We start from the raw sequence: 19,248 nt of genomic DNA, 5'->3' as shown, positions 1-19,248 counted from the left end.
TGAGTGATAGACTACGCCCCAGATTTCACCATCTTGGGGACGATAATGACAACACTCACCTGGCAAGACGTCATCGGTAAAGTGAAACAGCAAGCATACCTTCAGCAAACCCTTGAGTTTGTGGAGCAGCAGCGCGACGCGGGTAAAATCATCTATCCACCAGCAAGCGATGTGTTCAATGCATTTCAATTTACTGAATTTGCCGATGTGAATGTGGTGATTCTTGGTCAAGATCCTTATCACGGTCCCAATCAGGCGCATGGTCTCTGTTTCTCGGTACTTCCGGGTGTGAAGACGCCGCCGTCGCTCGTCAATATCTACAAGGAACTCGCTCAAGATATTCCTGAGTTCGAGATCCCAGGGCATGGTTATCTCAAAAGCTGGGCCGACCAGGGCGTACTGCTTCTAAACACTGTGCTCACGGTCGAGCAGGGGCAAGCACACTCTCACGCCAAGTTGGGTTGGGAAACCTTTACTGACAGAGTGATAGAAGCGCTAAATCAAAACAGCGAGAACATCATATTCTTGCTTTGGGGTGCGCATGCTCAAAAGAAAGGATCGATGATCGATCGTCAAAGACATCATGTATTGACGGCGCCGCATCCATCGCCGCTTTCGGCGCGTCGAGGTTTCTTTGGTTGTGGTCATTTTTCCAAGACGAACCATTTGCTAGAAGAGCTTGGTAAGCCTGCTATCAATTGGCAGCCAGTACTCGACTAGCATTATCTTTAAGTTGACGATTTTTCGAGCACCATCAAAACACGTTGCCTGATTCTCTTATACACTTATAAAGAGTATGGAAATTGGGAGCAGGATTATGATGATCGAAAGGATTAGGCGCGAGCACGGCTATATGGTGCGATTGCTCGCGATTTTAAATCGAAAATTGCACTTACTCGAAAAAGAGCAACCTATCAATTATGGGGTGATCAAAGAGATCGTTGATTACCTCGCAAATCACTCTGAAAAAATCCACCACCCGAAAGAAGACATTCTTTATCATTACTTTATCGAAAAGTATGGCTCGCAGGAGCAGATCGATAACTTAGAGTCAGACCATCAAGCTTTATCGGCCAAGACCCATTCGTTTCTCGATATTGTCGAGATGATTCTGCACGATGCGGTGGTACCTCAAGAACTGTTTATTGGCAGGCTGTCAGAGTTTATTCAAGATCAGAAGCGACATTTAGACCTTGAAGAGCAGTCTGTTTTGCCTTTGATAGAGAAGCGATTTACCACTCATGATTGGCAAACAGTAGAGAGTCAGTGGACGATAGTGGAAGATGATCCCGTGTTTGGTGAGACCATTGCAGACCGCTATAAACAGCTGGCTCAGCGAGTAAGACAAAACGAATTCGAGAGTGTTTAGCTGCTCTAAAAACGACGATTCCCTCATAAAGAGGGAATCAAGCATCGTAAGGTGCGATTAGCGATTAATTTTGGCCACCATTAGTGAGCTTGGCTCATCTGTTGTAGGTATTGCAGCCAATCTGCACTCTGTGTTGTTGGCTTGACTCTGTGTGCCTGTTCGGCAACCTTGGTCGCTTTCGCGTAGTCTTTCAAGCCCACATAGGCTCGCGCTTCTAAGAGTAATCTTTCCTGTTCAGGCATGCCCTGAACTTTGGCTAGTGAGCTCAAAGCTTGCTTAAAATCCCCTTGTTGCAACTCAAGACGTGACACTTCTTCGTAGTATTTGGCGTTGAGTCTCGCCGCAGCGAGCCAAGCGGTTTGCGCGTTTGACCACTCACGCGCCATCTGCCAATGTCTCGCCTGTTTGATAATCGTATCGATGTCCGTCTCTTTCAGCTGCAGGTTGGCATAAGCCTGCGCAGCTTTCTCTGGAATACCTTGCTGAGAATAAAGCTGTGCCTTGCTCAGTTGCAGGTTGTCAGGTACTTCAATGCCAGCGCGCTCTGCCGATACAAGTGTTGCGAGTGCGAGCTTGTATTGCTTAGTCTGCATGTATAGAGAGCTTAGTTGCTGCCACCACATCAGATTATCAGGCTGTAACGCGAGTAGCTTCTGGGTGGTTAGGATTGCACTCTTTAGATGATTCAGCTGCATTTCCGCGGTGAGCTGTAGACTCAGTGGTTGCAGTTTCGGCGTGCTGTCCAACTGGTGGTAATGCTTGATTGAGGCAAGCAGCGCTCTCCACTGTTGGAGCAGGTAGTGAGCGCGAGCTTTGTTTAACCATACACCCGTTATCTGCTCTTTCGATAGCTTTTCGTAGTTCTCGGCTGTCTTAGTGAGGTTGTCAAAATGAACTAACGCCTTTTCTGGCATATCTTCGGAGAGCAAAAGCTCGGCAAGCATACGCTCTGTTTGCCAGCCTTGTTCGTCTTTAAAGGCTTTGGTGTCGACGGCGATTTGTAGCTGAGTGATGGCTTTGCTCGGTTGCTCCGCCTGCCAGTAATAAATACCCAGCATACGAGCAACATAAGCACGGTCGAAGCTTGCGTTTGGCTGCAAACCTTCAAGCAAGGTGATTGCCTCGCCAAGTTTCTCTTCTTGCTCTAATTCATACGCTTTAGATACCTGAGCCGCAGTTCGCATGCCGAGCTCTTGGTTGGCGAATGCGCTGCCACTTATCACACTAAGAAATAAGGCTGAGAGCGCCAATAAACGTTTACTCATTGATTTAACTTAAACTCTAGTTTCACAGTCTGACCAACACGAGGCGTCGCCTCGCCATTGACCACCATAGGCTGGTATTTCCATTGCTTAAGAGCAACCATAGCTTCACGCTCAAACATGCGTTTTGGATTGGCTTCCACCACTTCAATATCCGTTGGGCGACCGCGTTCATCGATAGTAAATGACATCACGACGTAGCCTTGAATGTTACGCTGCAAAGCTCGACGCGGATAACGCGGCTCTTTACGGTGTAGCGGCATGACCTGTTGGTTCTGACCAATGTCAGGAACGGTCGGCGCATTCAAGGAAACACCAGCAACCGAGGTTGATACCGAGATGTTTGGTAACTGCGGCGTGCTTGGCGTTTGTACACTGGATACCTGCGAGCTTTGCTCTACGACAGCTGCGGAAGGCGGTGTCGATGGCATTTTTGGTGGCTCAGGCAGTGTACGTTGGCGTCTCGCGGTTTCACTGTCGGGTTCTACCATGACCAAGTCATAGCTTAGCCTTGGCTTTTCATCTGGCTTGGACTTGGGACCAATATCGATCATCCAGCTCATAAACGAGAATAGGGCAATCGCGAGCGCGGCTGCGAGCGGTATGCTCGCAAGAACTCGAATCATCTATGGACTCTCCGTTGCCAAGGCGATCTTAGTGACACCCGCACCTTTTGCGCTATCCATCACCTCGACGACTGTGCCGTTGAAGGCGTGTTTGTCAGCTTGAATCACCATTGAGGCATTCGGCTGCTCGAGTAGTAGCTTCTCGATAGTCGCTTGGACACGTTCTACATCCACACGACGTTTGTCGATGTAGATGTCATTGGCAGAGGTAATGGCAACGAATATCCCCGCGTCTTTTTGGCTCACAGCGTGACTTGCTTGCGGGCGATTCACATCAACACCCGACTCACGAACAAATGAGCTTGTTACGATAAAGAAGATCAGCATGATAAAGACGATATCCAGCATGGACGTCATATCGATATTGGCTTCTTCATTTTGTTTTCTTCGGTGACCTAATCTCATTGTGAGTCTCCATCCGCAGCCTTGCTAGCGTGAACATGGCTATGTTGGCGTTCACTTCTTAGCAACTGCTCAAGTTGAAGCAGGCTTTTGCTGCTCCATTTTTGAATACGGGAAAAGGCAAGCATACCTGACAGTGCTGCAACCATACCTGCCATAGTAGGGATGGTTGCCATTGAAATACCTGCAGCCATGAGTCTTGGTTGCGCGCTGCCTTGTGCCGCGAGCGTATCAAACACAGTGATCATGCCGGTTACGGTACCAAGCAGACCTAGCATCGGGCAGAGGCTGAGTAAGCACTTCAGCAGGTTTATGTTTTGCTTGAGCTTGTTTTCTGCCTCGCTGAGCATGGCATTACGCTGTGATTGTGCATACCAAGAGTAGTGATCTTGACGCGCGGCCCATTGATTGACCCAGAGCTTGCGTTCTGACGGGAATATCTTGGCAAAGTAAATCACGCGCTCAATCGCGACCACCCAAAATATAAACACTACGGCGGCCAGCCACCATAATACTGGCCCACCTTGCGTCATAAACTGGTTTAGGTGCTCGCTTCCTGGCAACCAACTGAAGAGGTTATGCGGCATACGCTTGCTTGCTCTCCGTGGTTTGCGCTTCAGCTTGCTGTGCAACCAGACCGACACTTTGTCTTTCAAGAACGTTGCGAATGGCTTCTGCTTTTGAGCTCAGTAGGTTGTGAGCAAGTAGCAGTGGCATTGCCGTGATAAGACCCAGTACCGTAGTGACCAGCGCCATTGAGATGCCGCCAGCCATGACTCTTGGCTCGGCGTTACCAAACTGAGTGATCACCTGGAAGGTTTCAATCATGCCGGTGACTGTGCCTAGCAGACCGAGCATAGGTGCTAGAGCTGCGAGAAGTTTTAGCATGCTCAAACCGCGTTCTAAGTGCTGCTGCTCATCCATAATGGATTCAAGCAGTCTTAGCTCAAGTGCTTCAACGTGCAGTTGTTTCTCGCTGTTGTAGACGCCTAGTACGCGACCTAGCGGGTTATCGGTTGGCGCTTCTGGTGACTTAAGCTGTTTCTTGATTTTCTGTTCTGTCGTAGTAAGAACTACAGCACGATACAGAGCGATGATCATACCAATCGCAAATAGACCAGCGATGATTTTGCCGACGATACCACCGTGAGCGAATCGCTCACTAAGTGTTGGGTTATCAGCAAGTTGCTTGTAAATATCGCCGCGACTCGGGTCGATAACAGCAGGTGCTTGACCTGTTACTATGCCCGCTGTATCCGCTGAAGTCGGGACTTCTTTCGGTAAGCGAGGGAAATCACTGGCAAGCTTGCCATCCCAAGCAACCGGACCGTGCTCTGCAAGCAGGGCAAAGTTGCCTAAGCGGGTGGCGTTAATCGTGGTAATTTCACCGGCGCCGTTAACAAATGGGACTTTCACGTCAGCATAGGTCGCGCTTGAGGCGATTTGCGCTTGGTAAGCATTCCAAAGGCCGGTCAGCTCCTGAATTGAAGGCAGTTTTTTAGCGGCAACAATATCGTCTATCGCTTTGATTTGTTCAGGCTGTTCGGTATTAGCGACAGATTGCTCTAGCTCAACTTGAAGTTCTTTCGCTGATTGGCGAACGACGCCGAACAGTTCACCTAAGCTGCCGGTTTCAAGGTGCAGTTTCTTTTGCTGCTCAGCTAGCGTGCGCTCATTGTCAGAAAACGCATTGCTAAGTGATTCAATGCTTGCTTCAAGTTGCGCTTTACGGCTTTCTAGCTCCGCTTTGCGTGCCGCTAGCGTTTGTTCTTCTTGTTTGAACTTCGCTTCACGTTCGCTGCTGTGGGCTTTTTCTTGTTGCTGTGCAGTTTGTGCTTTCGACGTCAGTGAGTCGGCAGCAATACTTGGTTGAGAGAAGCCAAATGCGATCAGCGCGGCCATCAATACTGTGTTACGCATTAGCTTGGATCCTTCTGTAGAGAAACCGGTAGCTCAATCAGAGCTGGAGAGGCTTGTTTGTTTGCAATCGCAAAGGCTTTATCGATTTGCGGAGCAAGCGCAGCGTCAACCACAACCCAGCTGTTTTGGTTGCTGTCCCATGTCCAGTATTGGTTTCTATCAAGGCTGCGAGCAACCAGTGACAATCTGCCTAGGTACAACTGCTCAGCTTCAATTTCACTGCCTACATTAATAAGTGAACGGTAGCTGCCTAGCTTGATGCCGTAATCCATTTCAATTTGGTAGGCTTCAAGGATGCGACGGTATTTTTCGGCATCGCTGACATCAGCTTGAGGCATCAGTGCTTTAAGCTCTTCCAGTCTTGCAAGGCGTACATCTTGACGAATTGGCTTGTCGCTCGAAATATGTTGTTCAAGCCCCTCAAGCATTTGATACATCAAAGGCACAACGCCTTGGCGCGTGTCGCTGATTTGCTCGAGCTGAACATTGATGCTCGCCATCTCTTCTTCTTGGTTACCAACGACGGCTTTTAGGTGACGCTCGTAGACTTCTAGGTTGGCAACTTCTTGCTCAAGCATGGCAATGTCAGACTTCAGTTCGAATGCCTTATCGCTGCTTTTATTGATGCGAGCTTGGCTTTGCGCGCTCTGTGTGATGGTTTGTGCTTCGACATTGCGAGCACTGTTGAGATCGTTGGCGCTCGTCATATAGCTGATGGTCAGCAATGGTAGCGAGCATAAAGTGAGACGAAGAGCCGTCTTGTTCATTTCTATAGCCTTCTGCTGTTACTAGAAAGTACCGATAATGTGTTGGGGTGATGTCCAAAGCGAAGCGATGCTGTCGTTCGAAACGAGGGCGTATTGTAGGTCAATAGCGAGCAGAAATACAGAGTAAATGATATTGATATGAGTTATCATTTGACTTTCGTCAATTAGTTATCTCTTTTACGTAAGAAAAAGATGACCTGTATAAAAGACAAAACCCTCGCTAAGGAGGGCTTTGGTTGTCATCAGCAGCGACGTTTCAGGCTCGTCGTTACCGAAAATTCTATGGTGAATGTGGGATAGGTTATAGGTCTACATCATCCAATGAGAAGTCCAAACCGATATCCATATCGTTGAGCTCTTTTTGCAGACGCTGCCTGTCTTTGATGGCTTCAATTTCGCGCCACTTTCTTTTGACAGGTTTCGAGCGACCCGCGCGGGCTCTCGGTGCATCCATTTCCGCAATGTCTTCCAGTTCAAAGCCGTCCATAAGCTACCTCTACTTTTGTTGTTCTCCCTACGGAGACCTTTAAGTACCATATTCTTACGCAGACTAACTTTGATATGTTTCTCATTTGTTTCGTGATTATGAATCTTTTATGCCATTTTGAACGCAATCTCACACTTTTGAGCCAAACGGTTGCGCAAAAAATAACCGCTTGAATCACAAAACGAAAAAGAGTTGGTGGTGCTATGTTGTTAAAACCGTGTGCAAGTGGAGCCGTAGGGCAGAGAGTTCGTGCTACGAGAAACGTTCTCATTGCCTGAGAGTGAGTAAAAAGTATTCCGTTTTGTAAAATAAGCGCTAGCCGTTGTGGTAACAAGGTTTGCTCGCGTTTTCTCAGCAGAGTGACTTGTCGCTGACTATGCTTGTTAGTTGTTGGTGAAATGTTATGGTTTTGGGACGGCTTTGAAAGTTAATTGCTTTGCTAACTGTTAACTTTTCGTGATTTTATGGTGAAAAATAACAAATATATACATATCATTGCGTATTGATTTTTACGTGGCATGCCTGCAAAATCCGCCCCGTCAAAAAATACGCCGACTTGTATGCCGTTCTCAAGTGGTAAGAAATACAAGCTAAGTTGCCGTGAAAAACAGAGAAACTAACAAAACTTCACGGATGGAGATAACCATGGCACTTAGGACGCACTTGGAAGTGCAGCTCGGACTCTAACTTTAAGTGAGGTTTAAAGTGACAGACGTTATCAATTTAATGAACGATCTACTTTGGGGATCGATTCTGGTTTATCTACTCGTAGGTGTGGGGATTTACTTTACAGTGCGCCTCGGGTTTATTCAGTTCCGCCATTTCGGTCACATGTTCAGTGTGCTGAAAAACAGCCGCAGAGCTGACACAGCAGGCATCTCTTCTTTCCAAGCTCTTTGTACAAGCCTAGCTGCACGTGTTGGTACTGGTAACATGGCTGGTGTTGCAGTCGCACTAACCGCTGGTGGTCCGGGTGCTATTTTCTGGATGTGGCTAATTGCTATGCTCGGTATGGCAACCTCGTTTGCTGAGAGTACCCTAGCACAGCTATACAAAACCAAAGATGATGATGGCAACTACCGTGGTGGTCCTGCTTACTACATGGAAAAGGGGCTGGGCATGCGCTGGATGGGCGTGCTGTTCTCTATCTTCCTAATCATCGCTTTTGGTTTGGTATTTAACGCAGTACAAGCCAATGCTATCGCCAATGCGATGAACACAGCGTTTGGCTTTGACCCAATGATTGTCGGTGTGGTGATTGTACTTATCTCTGCATTCGTCATCTTTGGTGGTGTGCGCAAGATCGCTCGTACGGCAGAGCTTATCGTTCCTGTGATGGCTTTGGCTTACCTTGTTCTTGCTTTCGTAGTGATGTTTATGAACATCGAGAAGGTTCCTGAAGTCCTTGCCTACATCTTCAAGAGTGCGTTTGGTCTGCAAGAAGCAGCGGCTGGTGGTCTAGGTTACGCAATTGCTCAAGCTATGATTCAAGGTATCAAACGCGGTCTATTCTCGAACGAAGCGGGTATGGGTTCTGCGCCAAACGCGGCGGCATCTGCAACACCATATCCGCCACACCCAGCATCTCAAGGTTACGTTCAGATGCTAGGTGTGTTCACGGATACCATTGTTATCTGTACCGCAACTGTGGCTATTATCCTGATGTCAGGTGAGTATGTACCACATGGTGAGGTGACGGGTATCGAGCTGACCCAGCGAGCGCTGAGCTCTCAGGTTGGTGATTGGGGCGGTATCTTTGTTGCGGTTGCGATTTTCTTCTTCGCATTTACCTCGATCATTGCTAACTATTCGTACGCAGAAACCAACCTGATTTTCCTTGAGCACAACCACAAAGCGGGTCTTGGTGTGTTCCGCATTATTGTACTGGGTATGGTGATGTTCGGTTCGATGGCTACGCTGCCAATGGTTTGGGCGCTAGCCGATGTTTCGATGGGTCTGATGGCGATTGTCAACTTGATAGCGATTATCTTGCTGTCAGGTATCGTGATTAAGCTGGCGAAAGACTACAACCAGCAACTGAAAGCAGGGAAGGTTCCGACCTTTGATGCGAATGACTACCCTGAGCTGAAATCTCAGCTTGAAGAAGGTATTTGGGATAACAACAAGGAAACGGCGAACAAGTAATCGCTTTTACCTATCTCAAAAATAGATTAAGCCATGCACTATTTCGTTGATGAAAGTGCATGGCTTTTTTTATACTGAAGCAAACCAATATTAAAAGAGTAAAGTCATGCTTATTGTTGTTTCACCTGCTAAGACCCTTGATTACGAGTCACCACTTGCGACAGAAAGGTTTACTCAACCTGAGTTGATCGAGCATTCTGCAGAGCTGATTAAAGAGTGTCGTAAATTAACGCCTGCCGATGTCTCCGCACTTATGAAGGTGAGTGACAAGATCGCAGGGCTTAACGTCGCCCGCTTTGAAGAGTGGTCAGAAACCTTCACGACCGATAACGCACGCCAAGCCATTTTGGCATTCAAGGGCGATGTGTATACGGGACTTGAAGCCGAGACTTTGTCGGAAGACGATTTTGACTATGCTCAGCAGCACCTAAGAATGCTGTCGGGTTTGTATGGCATGCTCAAACCTTTGGATCTGATGCAACCTTACCGTCTTGAGATGGGAACCAAGCTTGCTAATGAGCGCGGAACCAACCTCTACCAATTCTGGGGTGACATCATTACCAACAAGCTTAATGATGCATTGAATGCGCAGGGCGACAATGTATTGGTTAACTTAGCCTCAAACGAGTATTTCAAGGCAGTAAAGCCAAAGCAGCTTGACGGTAAGGTGATCACGCCGGTATTCAAAGACTGTAAGAACGGCCAATACAAGGTTATCAGTTTTTACGCTAAAAAAGCGCGCGGTATGATGGCACGTTACATCATCGAGAACCGTGTTGATTCGATTGATAAACTGACGGCATTCGATGTTGCGGGCTACTACTTTGTTGAAGAAGAATCGACGGCGACGGAACTGGTGTTTAAGCGCGAAGAGCAGTGATTAGTGGAGTCGAGATAAAGCAGAAGTAACTAGCTAATGCTCGCGGTATATCTCGTCATGCTCAAATTATACTTCGTCATCCTCACGAAAGTGAGGATCTCTGGCCGCGAGTGTCGCTCTCAAATTAAGTGAGTCACTTGCGGTGAAAGATCCCCTTTTTCAAGGGGATGACGCATATTAGGGACTACAACATACCTAGTTGTGTAGTTATTATTTGATAGAGCTATATCTAGAGTGGCGCGCTCGTTATTTCTTCTTAGCGCTTTTCTTTTTCTTCACCGCTTTTTTCTTGTCGTCTTTCTTCGGCTTTTTCTTCTTGAAGACTGGCTTTTTGTGCGTTGGACGCATGCCGTCGATGAAGCGCTCTTTGATAGTCTCTTTAGTGTAGCGAGCGACGCGATCCATCATTGGTTGATCGTGGGCTTCTACAATAGAGATAGCAATGCCTTTTTTACCTGCCCGAGCAGTACGACCGATGCGGTGCAGATAGACGTCAGCACTGCGCGGCATGTCGTAGTTGATAACGTGAGAAACATCTGGCAGGTCGATACCACGAGCAGCGATGTCGGTTGCGAGCAGAACGTTCACTTGGCCATCGCGGAAACGACTGATGGCGTTGTTACGGCGATCTTGCGGCATCTCACCTTGGATCCAAGAACATGGGATCTGAGAACTATCCAATTGCTGGCGCAGCTCGCCTAAGCGCTCACGGGTTTTTACGAACACTATGGTGCGCTGAGCTTGCTCAGTCAGGATGTGTTTGAGCAGGTTAAGCTTATGTGCGGCGTCATCGGCGCGGTGATACCACTGGGTGATCTTCTTGCGCTCACGCGTCGATGGCTGCGCTTCGAGTTCAGCAGGCTCTTTTAGAAGATCAGCTGTAAAGCCTTCTACACCGCGTCCCTCTAGCGTCGCTGAGAAAAGCAGTGTTTGTTTACGCCAGCGACATTCTGCTGATAGGCGATCAACCGTTGGGCCAAAGCCTAGATCAAGCATACGGTCAGCTTCATCTAATACTAACCATTCAATGGCACGACAATCAAAGCGCTCTGCCTCGATATACTCCATCAAACGACCCGGCGTCGCTACGACGATGTCTTGAGTCTCGGCAAGTGTGGAGGCGTGTGAGTCATAGGTAACGCCGCCTGTGATGGTTGCAACTTTAAGTCGAGTGTATTTCGCCAGCGCTGTTGCCTGCTCTGCCACCTGCATCGCAAGTTCACGAGTAGGAGTCAAAATCAAAATACGTGCTGGACCGGCTTTTTTACGAGGGAAGTCGAGCAAGTATTGAATTGCAGGGATAGCGAACGAGGCCGTTTTACCCGTGCCTGTTGGCGCTGAAGCGAGAATGTCACGTGCATCTAATGCTTGTGGAATAGCCTGAGCCTGGATCTCGGTAGGGCGGCTAAAGCCCATTTCTTCAATCGCTTCTAAAAGGATTGGATCTAAATCTAGTTCGGCAAAGGTTCTGATCACGGTAGTGTCTCCACAAGACGTAGGTTGCCCCCGAGCAAAAAAACATCGATCAGGGAAAAAGTAGGGCGGCTATTATACTCAAACCGAGGCGCGGCGCACTTACATTTTAAGGTAAAAATCTTTGGTTAGGGCAATAAAGTCCTCGGAGTATCCGCCAGATGCGCTATGAATAATGAGGCGTTCTTCATCACAGGCTTCAGAGTGCCTCTTCAGCGTAAACAGTAATCGGTTACACGGCTTGTTGATGGTTGCCTGTACATAGCAAATTCGATTCAAGTGCCAGCCTTTGTGCTGGGCAAGATCGATGAATTGCTCTCCCTCGACTTTAGGTAGTATAAAGCTAGCACTTCCTTCTTTATTCAGGAGCTGGTCACAACGATCAAGCAAATGCTCATGGGAGAGGGTATGTGTGTGTCTAGCGGTTGCTCTCTGGCTATTTTTCGCGGTCTCTCCGCTATTGAAATACGGCGGATTGCAGATGATGCCATCGAAACGGTGTTCAAATGGTTGCGCCAATATATCGCAGTGGAGCACAGTGATGCGTTTGTGCCATGGTGACTGCTGAATGTTATAGGTTGCATCGACAATGGCAGTCTCATCGATATCGACAGCAGTGATTACTGAATCGATAAATCGCTGGGCGAGCATCAAGGTCAGTAGTCCGGTGCCGGTACCAATATCCAATAGGGTGTCAGATGAATGAAACCTTGCCCATGCCCCCAGTAAAACACCATCAGTACTGACAGGCATTCCTGAGTTGCCATCGTGTATAGAGAACTGCTTGAATTGAAAGCCTTTAGTTTTTGTCGTGCTACAAATCATAGTTTATTTTGTTAATCGTTTGCTTTTAAGGGTTTGTCACTATTGTTAAATTATTGAGTAGTGAAATGCTCTGCATGTAAGCGATGTGTGTGAGAAAATGATCAAGATAAAAATTTACCTTTTAGTTTAAAATTAGTGGATCAAACTGCCAATTAACTGTAACAACAAATTAATGTGGTGTTTATCACCGCTTCTATTGCTTATTAATCATCGATTGTTCATCATGCCCGCCTAATTTTACGTGGCAACTAAGAGTGCTGCGGCAGACACAACATAACAAGTAAGGGCATATCTGTGAAACAGACGTTAAAAACAACAGATATTATAGCAGTCGGCTTTATGCTGTTTGCTTTTTTCTTAGGCGCGGGCAACATCATTTTCCCACCTCTAGCGGGTCAATTGGCGGGTGAAAACCTGCTACCAGCCATGACTGGCTTTCTTCTCACTGCAGTAGGTCTTCCTCTTATTACCATTATTGCTGTTGCAGTGGCTGGGGGCTCTTGGGAGCACCTCACGAAAGATCTGCCGAAGAAAGCAGCGACTCTAATCGCTGTCCTTATCTTTATTATCATTGGTCCAGCTTTCGCAGCTCCGCGTACGGGTCTTGTGGCCTATGAAATGGCTATTCGTCCATTCTTTGCTGATGCGGCGCAAATGCACCTAACGATTTTCTCAATCTTGTTCTTCGCTGTGGCTATGTCATTTGCATGGTCACAGGGTAAGTTGATCGATGTAATCGGTAAGGTGTTAACTCCGGTATTGTTTATCGGTTTGATTGTTTTGGCGGGTGCGGTGTTTATTGACCCACAAGGCGAGATGATTGCACCGGTTGGTGAGTACCTAAGTCAGCCACTGACAAAAGGTTTCCTTGAGGGTTACAATACAATGGACACCTTTGGTTCGTTGATGTTTGGTATGTTGATTGTCGATGCGCTGCGCAAGAAAGGCATTACTGAGCAAGCTGCGACCACTAAATACCTGATCAGCTCTGCGCTTATTGCTGCTGCGGGTCTAGCGTTTGTGTATATCTCTTTGTTCTATCTAGGGGCAACTAGTGCAACGGTTGCAGCGGGTGCAGATAATGGCGGCGCTATCTTAAGTCAGTATGTGCAGGCTCTGTTTGGTCCATATGGTCAGATTGTTCTGTCTGTTATTGTTCTATTGGCCTGTTTGACGACGGCGATTGGTCTTATCTCTGCATGTTCAGATTACTTTAGCTCGCTAACGTCAATCAGCTATCAGAAATGGGTCGTTATCATTGGCGTGGCGTGTGCGGTTGTAGCCAACATTGGTCTGGCTCAGCTGATTTCTCTGTCTGTACCAGTACTGTTCGCACTCTATCCGGTTGCCATTGCCCTAGTGGCATTGACATTTGCTCGCAAGTACCTAGCAAACCCGAAATTGGCATACCGCGTGGTTATTCTTGTGTCTCTGTCGTTCGCTATGATTGATGCCGCAAAAGTAACGGGTATTGATGTGTCATTCTTTAATGCATTGCCACTCTTTAGCGTTGGTATGGGCTGGGTAATGCCAACGGTTGCCGCTATCATCTGTATGTGCTTTGTAGGTCGTAACCATGAGAAGCTAGAACAAGAAGCGGCTTAATCACTAAGTATCAATATAAAAACGGCGCCTTGTTAGGCGCCGTTTTTTTGTCATTCAGGTTTAAAGCGTTTGCTGATACTCGACGAGGATCTGTTCGCACCAAGTGGCGATACGCTCATCACTCAGCTCATATTGTGAGTCCTCGTCTAGAGCGAGACCGACAAACTGGCTACCATCTTCGGTCAGCGCTTTAGACGCCTCGAACTCATAGCCTTGGTTATCCCAGTAGCCAATGAACTGCGCACCTGTTGGCTTAAGCTCTTCATGAAGCATTCCCATTGCATCCAGATACCATTCGCCATAGCCTTCTTGATCGCCTAAGCCGAATAATGCCACGACCTTGCCGCTTAGTGACACGCCACCGATTTGATCCCATATCCCGCCCCAGTCTTCTTGGAGTTCGCCGAAATCCCATGTAGAGATCCCTAAGATAAGTAGATCGTAGTCGCTCATCTTGGAAATAGGTGTGTCTTTTACGTTAAATATGTCCACGATATCTGGACCAATGATCTCGCGTATTTTTTCTGACGCCATCTCGGTGTAGCAGGTTGATGAACCGTAAAATAAACCTATTTTCATAACTTCACTGTATCGCTGTTGTAATGAGTGGCAGTGATTCTACTCTGAATTCGCCCATCTTTGCAGCGCTTATTGATCTGCTTGTTGTTTTTTATAGCATTCTTGTTTTTTCTCGCTTACTCTGTTGAAAGTACTGTATAAACATCCAAGAGGTAGTCGTGAGCGACGTGAATATCCAAGATCAGGGGCTAGTGGAACAATTCTTAGATTCCATGTGGATGGAGCGAGGATTGTCAGAAAACACCCTGGCATCTTATCGAAATGACCTGGTTAAGTTATTGAAGTGGATGCATGAACACAACTACAGGTTGGATTTCATCAGCTTATCTGGCTTGCAGGAGTACCAAACGTGGCTGACAGATCAAAATTACCAACAAAGTTCACGAGCTAGGATGCTGTCTGCGATTCGTCGCCTGTTCCAATATCTTCATAGGGAGAAGCTTCGCTCCGATGATCCCACCGCTTTATTGGTTAGCCCGAAGCTCCCGAAGCGTCTGCCGAAAGACCTGACCGAGGATCAAGTTACCGCCCTGTTGGAGTCGCCAGATCCTAACGACCCGATTGAGCTTCGCGACAAAGCCATGCTAGAGCTTCTTTACGCGACGGGACTTCGTGTCACCGAGTTAGTCAGTCTGACCATGGAAAACATCAGTCTGAGACAAGGTGTGGTGCGTGTGGTCGGTAAGGGCAACAAGGAGCGTTTGGTCCCAATGGGAGAAAATGCCGTCGATTGGATCTCGGAGTTTATTGAAAAAGGACGCCCGCTACTGCTTGGCGAGAAAACGTCAGACGTGGTCTTTCCGAGCAAGCGCGCCAAACAAATGACCCGGCAAACTTTCTGGCATCGTATTAAGTTCTATGCTGTGCTGGCGGATATTGATACCGAATTGTTGTCGCCTCACGTGTTGCGACACGCTTTTGCGACGCACCTTTTGAACTATGGGGCAGATCTGCGTGTCGTACAGATGTTATTGGGGCATAGTGACTTATCTACGACACAAATTTATACTCATGTAGCAACAGAGCGATTGAAGAACATTCATAGCCAGCATCATCCAAGGGCTTAATTTAACGTTTTCTATACAAAGGTGATTTTAATGAGCGTACTACGCCGCTTAACTCTACTCTCTCTGCCATTTTTCGTAACAGCTTGCGGAGCTGAAGAGACGCAAGCTACTCAAGCCGCGCCAGTGCCAGCGGCGGTCGCAGCAGAGATGAACACTCAGGCAGATGAAGCGGCGATTCGAGATCGTTTTGCCAAAATTGGTATTGAGATTTCCGAGATCGTCCCATCTGATATCCCAGGTTTAATGGAAGTGAGAACCCCAGGAGGCATTCTGTTTGCTTCCCCTACAGGTGACCATTTTATTGCAGGTACGCTTTATTCCATTGATGCAGAAGGTAATTACAAAGACGTGATTGCTGAGCGCCAAGCGCCAATCAACGCAGAGAAAATCGCTGCGTTTTCTGACAGTGTGATTGAGTATAAAGCCAAAGACGAAAAGTACGTGGTGACTATCTTCACCGACATTACGTGTGGATACTGCGTGCGCCTTCACAGTCAAATGGAAGGCTATAACGACCTAGGCATCACAGTTCGTTACTTAGCTTATCCTCGCCAAGGTGCTACGGGTTCGGTGGCAGAACAAATGGCTAAAATCTGGTGTTCAGAAGACCCAGCTGCGGCGATGCATGATGCAAAAGTGAATCGCAAAGAAGCGACATTCGATGGTGATCTTAAACAGTGCCAAGAGACGGTTACAAAGCACTACAACCTTGGCCGTGAACTGGGCATTAGCGGTACGCCAGCGATCTTCTTGCCAAACGGCGAAATGGTGGGTGGCTACCTTCCACCGGCAGACCTGATTAAACGTCTAGAACAAATCAAATAAGAACTAGGATAAGGGCTCCGATTACGGGGCCCAATACACTTTATGATAGAAATCCAACGTCGTCCTGAAGTCGATATTTCCGCACTTCCAGACTCCATTCCTGCTTTGCTGCGCCGCTTATACATCAGTCGCGGAGTCTCTGATGCTTCTCAACTAGAAAAAGCCGCCAAAGGGTTACACTCCTACCAACAATTGGCGGGTATTGACGCCGCCGTTGCACTGTTATTTGACGCGATTGAGCAGCAAAAGCGCATTATTGTGGTTGGAGACTTTGATGCTGACGGTGCGACAAGTTCGGCGCTTTCAGTATTGGCATTGCGTATGCTCGGGAGTCGCAATGTTGACTATTTGGTACCTAACCGTTTTGAAGACGGCTATGGTCTGAGCCCGGAGGTCGTCGATCAGGCGATTGAGATTGGTGCTGAAGTGATCATGACGGTCGATAATGGCGTGTCTTCTATCTCAGGTGTCCAATACGCCAAAGATAATAACATCAAGGTGTTGGTTACGGATCATCACTTACCAGGCTCTGAGTTACCTAACGTTGATGCGATGGTAAACCCAAACCTCAATGAGTGCGGTTTCCCATCCAAAGCGCTGGCAGGCGTTGGGGTGGCATTTTATCTGATGATGGCACTGTGCGTTTATATGCGAAAGCGCAACTGGTTTGCAGAGCAGGGTATGGCTGAGCCTAAACTCATGGAGCTTATCGATTTGGTGGCACTTGGCACGGTCGCTGACGTTGTTCCTTTGGATGAGAATAACCGCATCTTGGTGCACCAAGGACTACAACGTATTCGTGCGGGCAAGGCCAGACCGGGTATTCAAGCTCTGATTGAGATCGCAAAACGTGATGCGCGAAAACTGGTGGCGGCTGATTTCGGTTTTGCGCTGGGTCCGCGTATCAATGCTGCGGGCCGCTTGGACGACATGTCGTTTGGCGTCGAGCTACTCATGTCGGATAACATCCATGCGGCGCGTCGTATGGCGAGCGAACTCGATGGTCTTAACCAAACCCGAAAAGATATCGAAGAAGGAATGAAGCAAGAGGCTCTGGCTTTTTGTGAGCGTTTGCAAATCAGTGACAAATCAGAGCTACCTTATGGTTTAGCGCTTTTTCAGCGAGATTGGCATCAGGGCGTGATTGGTATCTTGGCATCTCGAATCAAAGATAAATTTCACCGCCCTGTGATTGCGTTTGCAGATGGCGGCGAGGGCACGATCAAAGGCTCATGTCGCTCGATTCAAGGTTTGCATATGCGCGATGCGCTCGACAGAATTGATACGCAAAACCCTGGGCTAATTTTGAAGTTTGGCGGCCATGCGATGGCGGCGGGTCTCACCATCATGGAAAAAGACTTTGAGCGCTTTAGTAAGCTGTTTGATCAAGTGGTGCGTGAGGAGCTTGGCGATACCGCGCTGAAGGGAATTATTTTGTCAGACGGTGAGTTAACACCAGAAGAGTTCTCTATGCACACGGCAGAACAGATTCGTGCTGGTGGTCCATGGGGACAAGCTTTCCCAGATCCTGTATTTGATGGTGAGTTTAAGGTGCTGCATCAAAAACTGGTTGGTGAGAAGCATCTTAAGCTGATGGTCGAGCCCATGCACAAAGGGTTTGGTACCAATATTATGCTGGATGCGATCGCCTTTAATGTGGATCTACGACGCTGGCCAGATGCCTCAGTAAAAACCGTCACCCTTGCCTATAAACTGGATATCAACGAGTTTCGTGGAAACCAGTCACTGCAACTGATGGTCGACCATATTGAGCCTCGCTAGGGGCTCATGAAATAGGTCAAGGAAAATCGATATTTTCCTGTATCTTCGTCACATTTTTGAGTAGAATTCTGCGGTTAAATTCTACTCATAAATGCTGAGCAAATATGTTTGAAATCAATCCTATCAAAAATCGCCTACAGGATGTGTCTGAACGCACAAATATCCTGAGGGGGTATCTTTGACTATGACGCTAAGAAAGAGCGTCTAGAAGAAGTCAACGCAGAACTTGAACAACCGGATGTATGGAACGAGCCTGAGCGTGCGCAAGCACTAGGTAAAGAGCGTGCCTCATTGGAAGCGGTTGTTGAAACCATCGACCTTCTTGACCAAGGTGTAGAAGACGTAGACGGTCTTCTAGAGCTTGCGGTTGAAGAAGAAGATCAAGAAACCTTCGATGAAATTGAACCAGAACTTGCTGAACTGGAAGCTAAGCTGGAGAAGCTTGAGTTCCGTCGTATGTTCGCTGGTGATCACGATGCGTCAGATTGCTACATTGACTTGCAATCGGGCTCTGGTGGCACGGAAGCACAAGACTGGACCAACATGATGCTACGTATGTATCTTCGTTGGGCAGAAGCGAAAGGCTTCAAGACAGAAATCATTGAGGTATCAGAAGGTGAAGTTGCAGGCCTTAAAGGCGCAACTGTGAAGGTATCAGGCGAGTACGCTTATGGCTGGCTACGTACAGAGACAGGTGTTCACCGCCTGGTTCGTAAGTCTCCATTTGACTCAAGCGGCCGTCGCCACACTTCATTTGCGTCTGCGTTTGTTTATCCAGAGATTGATGACAACATTGATATCGAGATCAACCCGTCTGATCTTCGTATCGACGTATACCGCGCGTCTGGTGCGGGTGGTCAGCACGTTAACACCACGGAATCTGCGGTTCGTATTACCCACGTTCCTACTAACATCGTGGTTCAGTGTCAGAACGATCGTTCTCAGCATAAAAACAAAGATCAAGCGATGAAACAGCTACGTGCAAAACTGTTCGAGCATGAACTGCAAAAGCAAAATGCAGAGAAGCAAGCGAACGAAGATGCTAAATCTGACATCGGTTGGGGCAGCCAAATTCGCTCTTACGTACTTGATGATTCACGCATCAAAGACTTGCGTACTGGCATTGAAAATCGCAACACTCAAGCGGTTCTTGATGGCGACTTGGACAAATTTATCGAAGCTAGCCTAAAATCAGGCCTGTAAGCTTTTCACCACTTTTAAAACGGGATACATC

The 19,248-nt window shown here is 47.6% G+C and carries 19 protein-coding genes; 9 read left to right on the top strand and 10 right to left on the bottom strand.

Features of this window, described 5'->3' with window-relative positions:
* Positions 1–42: 42 nt before the first annotated feature.
* Together ung and J4N45_RS15850 are read left to right on the top strand one after the other, a co-directional pair.
* The gene (ung, locus tag J4N45_RS15855; protein WP_252014706.1) at positions 43–720 is read left to right on the top strand and encodes a uracil-DNA glycosylase; all 678 of its coding nucleotides are present in this window, start codon (positions 43–45) and stop codon (positions 718–720) included.
* A gap of 97 nt (positions 721–817) precedes the next feature.
* Positions 818–1,369 (top strand): hemerythrin domain-containing protein, encoded by a 552-nt coding sequence (locus J4N45_RS15850; protein ID WP_252012425.1) that lies wholly within the window; start codon positions 818–820, stop codon positions 1,367–1,369.
* A gap of 80 nt (positions 1,370–1,449) precedes the next feature.
* Here J4N45_RS15850 and J4N45_RS15845 read toward each other — a convergent pair whose 3' ends face one another.
* From J4N45_RS15845 to J4N45_RS15815, 7 genes are all read right to left on the bottom strand, one after another.
* Positions 1,450–2,634, bottom strand: coding sequence for a tetratricopeptide repeat protein (locus J4N45_RS15845; RefSeq protein WP_252012423.1), 1,185 nt, complete (start codon positions 2,632–2,634; stop codon positions 1,450–1,452).
* Entirely contained in the window at positions 2,631–3,257 is a 627-nt protein-coding gene (locus J4N45_RS15840; RefSeq protein ID WP_128648266.1) for an energy transducer TonB, read from the bottom strand. The genes J4N45_RS15845 and J4N45_RS15840 overlap by 4 nt, the downstream gene beginning before the upstream one ends.
* A complete protein-coding gene (locus J4N45_RS15835; RefSeq protein WP_042473501.1) occupies positions 3,258–3,662 on the bottom strand; it encodes an ExbD/TolR family protein in 405 nt (134 codons plus the stop codon).
* The gene (locus J4N45_RS15830) at positions 3,659–4,246 is read right to left on the bottom strand and encodes a MotA/TolQ/ExbB proton channel family protein (protein WP_252012421.1); all 588 of its coding nucleotides are present in this window, start codon (positions 4,244–4,246) and stop codon (positions 3,659–3,661) included. Before J4N45_RS15830 ends, J4N45_RS15835 begins: the two co-directional genes overlap by 4 nt.
* Complete coding sequence (locus tag J4N45_RS15825; RefSeq protein ID WP_252012419.1) at positions 4,236–5,579, bottom strand: MotA/TolQ/ExbB proton channel family protein; 1,344 nt, start codon at positions 5,577–5,579, stop codon at positions 4,236–4,238. The genes J4N45_RS15830 and J4N45_RS15825 overlap by 11 nt, the downstream gene beginning before the upstream one ends.
* On the bottom strand, positions 5,579–6,346 hold the full coding sequence (locus tag J4N45_RS15820; RefSeq protein ID WP_252012417.1) for a DUF3450 domain-containing protein: 768 nt from the start codon (positions 6,344–6,346) through the stop codon (positions 5,579–5,581). Before J4N45_RS15820 ends, J4N45_RS15825 begins: the two co-directional genes overlap by 1 nt.
* Before the next feature lie 301 nt (positions 6,347–6,647).
* A complete protein-coding gene (locus J4N45_RS15815) occupies positions 6,648–6,833 on the bottom strand; it encodes a DUF3545 family protein (RefSeq protein WP_234495219.1) in 186 nt (61 codons plus the stop codon).
* A 705-nt stretch (positions 6,834–7,538) separates the two neighbouring features.
* Between J4N45_RS15815 and J4N45_RS15810 the strand changes: the two genes are divergently transcribed.
* Positions 7,539–8,978, top strand: a complete 1,440-nt coding sequence (locus J4N45_RS15810; RefSeq protein ID WP_252012415.1) for an alanine/glycine:cation symporter family protein — start codon at positions 7,539–7,541, stop codon at positions 8,976–8,978.
* A 106-nt stretch (positions 8,979–9,084) separates the two neighbouring features.
* The gene (gene yaaA / locus J4N45_RS15805) at positions 9,085–9,858 is read left to right on the top strand and encodes a peroxide stress protein YaaA (protein WP_252012413.1); all 774 of its coding nucleotides are present in this window, start codon (positions 9,085–9,087) and stop codon (positions 9,856–9,858) included.
* Between the two features lie 246 nt (positions 9,859–10,104).
* Here yaaA and srmB read toward each other — a convergent pair whose 3' ends face one another.
* Both srmB and J4N45_RS15795 read right to left on the bottom strand, forming a co-directional pair.
* Positions 10,105–11,334: an ATP-dependent RNA helicase SrmB gene (gene srmB, locus J4N45_RS15800; RefSeq protein ID WP_252012411.1), complete on the bottom strand. Its 1,230-nt coding sequence runs from the start codon at positions 11,332–11,334 to the stop codon at positions 10,105–10,107.
* Between the two features lie 99 nt (positions 11,335–11,433).
* On the bottom strand, positions 11,434–12,156 hold the full coding sequence (locus J4N45_RS15795; protein WP_252012409.1) for a tRNA1(Val) (adenine(37)-N6)-methyltransferase: 723 nt from the start codon (positions 12,154–12,156) through the stop codon (positions 11,434–11,436).
* A 294-nt stretch (positions 12,157–12,450) separates the two neighbouring features.
* Between J4N45_RS15795 and brnQ the strand changes: the two genes are divergently transcribed.
* A complete protein-coding gene (gene brnQ / locus J4N45_RS15790; RefSeq protein WP_252012408.1) occupies positions 12,451–13,761 on the top strand; it encodes a branched-chain amino acid transport system II carrier protein in 1,311 nt (436 codons plus the stop codon).
* Positions 13,762–13,821: 60 nt separating this feature from the next.
* Here the strand turns inward: brnQ and fldB are convergent, their stop codons facing one another.
* Positions 13,822–14,340 carry a flavodoxin FldB gene (gene fldB, locus J4N45_RS15785; protein ID WP_234495224.1) on the bottom strand — a complete coding sequence of 173 codons (519 nt, stop codon included), beginning with the start codon at positions 14,338–14,340 and terminating at the stop codon, positions 13,822–13,824.
* A 158-nt stretch (positions 14,341–14,498) separates the two neighbouring features.
* Here fldB and xerD point away from each other — a divergent pair, with 158 nt between their 5' ends.
* From xerD to prfB, 4 genes are all read left to right on the top strand, one after another.
* Complete coding sequence (gene xerD / locus J4N45_RS15780; RefSeq protein ID WP_503055392.1) at positions 14,499–15,407, top strand: site-specific tyrosine recombinase XerD; 909 nt, start codon at positions 14,499–14,501, stop codon at positions 15,405–15,407.
* Between the two features lie 30 nt (positions 15,408–15,437).
* Positions 15,438–16,232 carry a bifunctional protein-disulfide isomerase/oxidoreductase DsbC gene (gene dsbC / locus J4N45_RS15775; RefSeq protein WP_252012406.1) on the top strand — a complete coding sequence of 265 codons (795 nt, stop codon included), beginning with the start codon at positions 15,438–15,440 and terminating at the stop codon, positions 16,230–16,232.
* A gap of 42 nt (positions 16,233–16,274) precedes the next feature.
* Positions 16,275–18,014: a single-stranded-DNA-specific exonuclease RecJ gene (gene recJ, locus J4N45_RS15770; protein WP_252012404.1), complete on the top strand. Its 1,740-nt coding sequence runs from the start codon at positions 16,275–16,277 to the stop codon at positions 18,012–18,014.
* A 104-nt stretch (positions 18,015–18,118) separates the two neighbouring features.
* A protein-coding gene (gene prfB, locus J4N45_RS15765) for a peptide chain release factor 2 (protein ID WP_156110994.1) occupies positions 18,119–19,217 on the top strand; the annotation gives its coding sequence in 2 pieces (ribosomal slippage) (positions 18,119–18,193 and positions 18,195–19,217; 1,098 coding nt in all).
* Positions 19,218–19,248: the final 31 nt, after the last annotated feature.

The sequence above is a fragment of the Vibrio sp. SCSIO 43140 genome (assembly GCF_023716585.1).
GTDB classification, from domain to species: Bacteria; Pseudomonadota; Gammaproteobacteria; order Enterobacterales; family Vibrionaceae; genus Vibrio; species Vibrio maritimus_B.
This window is presented reverse-complemented; position numbering and strand designations above follow the sequence as displayed.

Bases quoted from the DNA above. Each gene is read 5' to 3' on its own strand.
- J4N45_RS15825 (WP_252012419.1), bottom strand. From the start codon at position 5,579: ATGCGTAACACAGTATTGATGGCCGCGCTGATCGCATTTGGCTTCTCT.
- J4N45_RS15850 (WP_252012425.1), top strand. From the start codon at position 818: ATGATGATCGAAAGGATTAGGCGCGAGCACGGCTATATGGTGCGATTG.
- recJ (WP_252012404.1), top strand. From the start codon at position 16,275: ATGATAGAAATCCAACGTCGTCCTGAAGTCGATATTTCCGCACTTCCA.
- J4N45_RS15840 (WP_128648266.1), bottom strand. From the start codon at position 3,257: ATGATTCGAGTTCTTGCGAGCATACCGCTCGCAGCCGCGCTCGCGATT.
- fldB (WP_234495224.1), bottom strand. From the start codon at position 14,340: ATGAAAATAGGTTTATTTTACGGTTCATCAACCTGCTACACCGAGATG.
- dsbC (WP_252012406.1), top strand. From the start codon at position 15,438: ATGAGCGTACTACGCCGCTTAACTCTACTCTCTCTGCCATTTTTCGTA.
- J4N45_RS15820 (WP_252012417.1), bottom strand. From the start codon at position 6,346: ATGAACAAGACGGCTCTTCGTCTCACTTTATGCTCGCTACCATTGCTG.
- J4N45_RS15845 (WP_252012423.1), bottom strand. From the start codon at position 2,634: ATGAGTAAACGTTTATTGGCGCTCTCAGCCTTATTTCTTAGTGTGATA.
- J4N45_RS15815 (WP_234495219.1), bottom strand. From the start codon at position 6,833: ATGGACGGCTTTGAACTGGAAGACATTGCGGAAATGGATGCACCGAGA.
- J4N45_RS15830 (WP_252012421.1), bottom strand. From the start codon at position 4,246: ATGCCGCATAACCTCTTCAGTTGGTTGCCAGGAAGCGAGCACCTAAAC.
- yaaA (WP_252012413.1), top strand. From the start codon at position 9,085: ATGCTTATTGTTGTTTCACCTGCTAAGACCCTTGATTACGAGTCACCA.
- J4N45_RS15835 (WP_042473501.1), bottom strand. From the start codon at position 3,662: ATGAGATTAGGTCACCGAAGAAAACAAAATGAAGAAGCCAATATCGAT.
- J4N45_RS15795 (WP_252012409.1), bottom strand. From the start codon at position 12,156: ATGATTTGTAGCACGACAAAAACTAAAGGCTTTCAATTCAAGCAGTTC.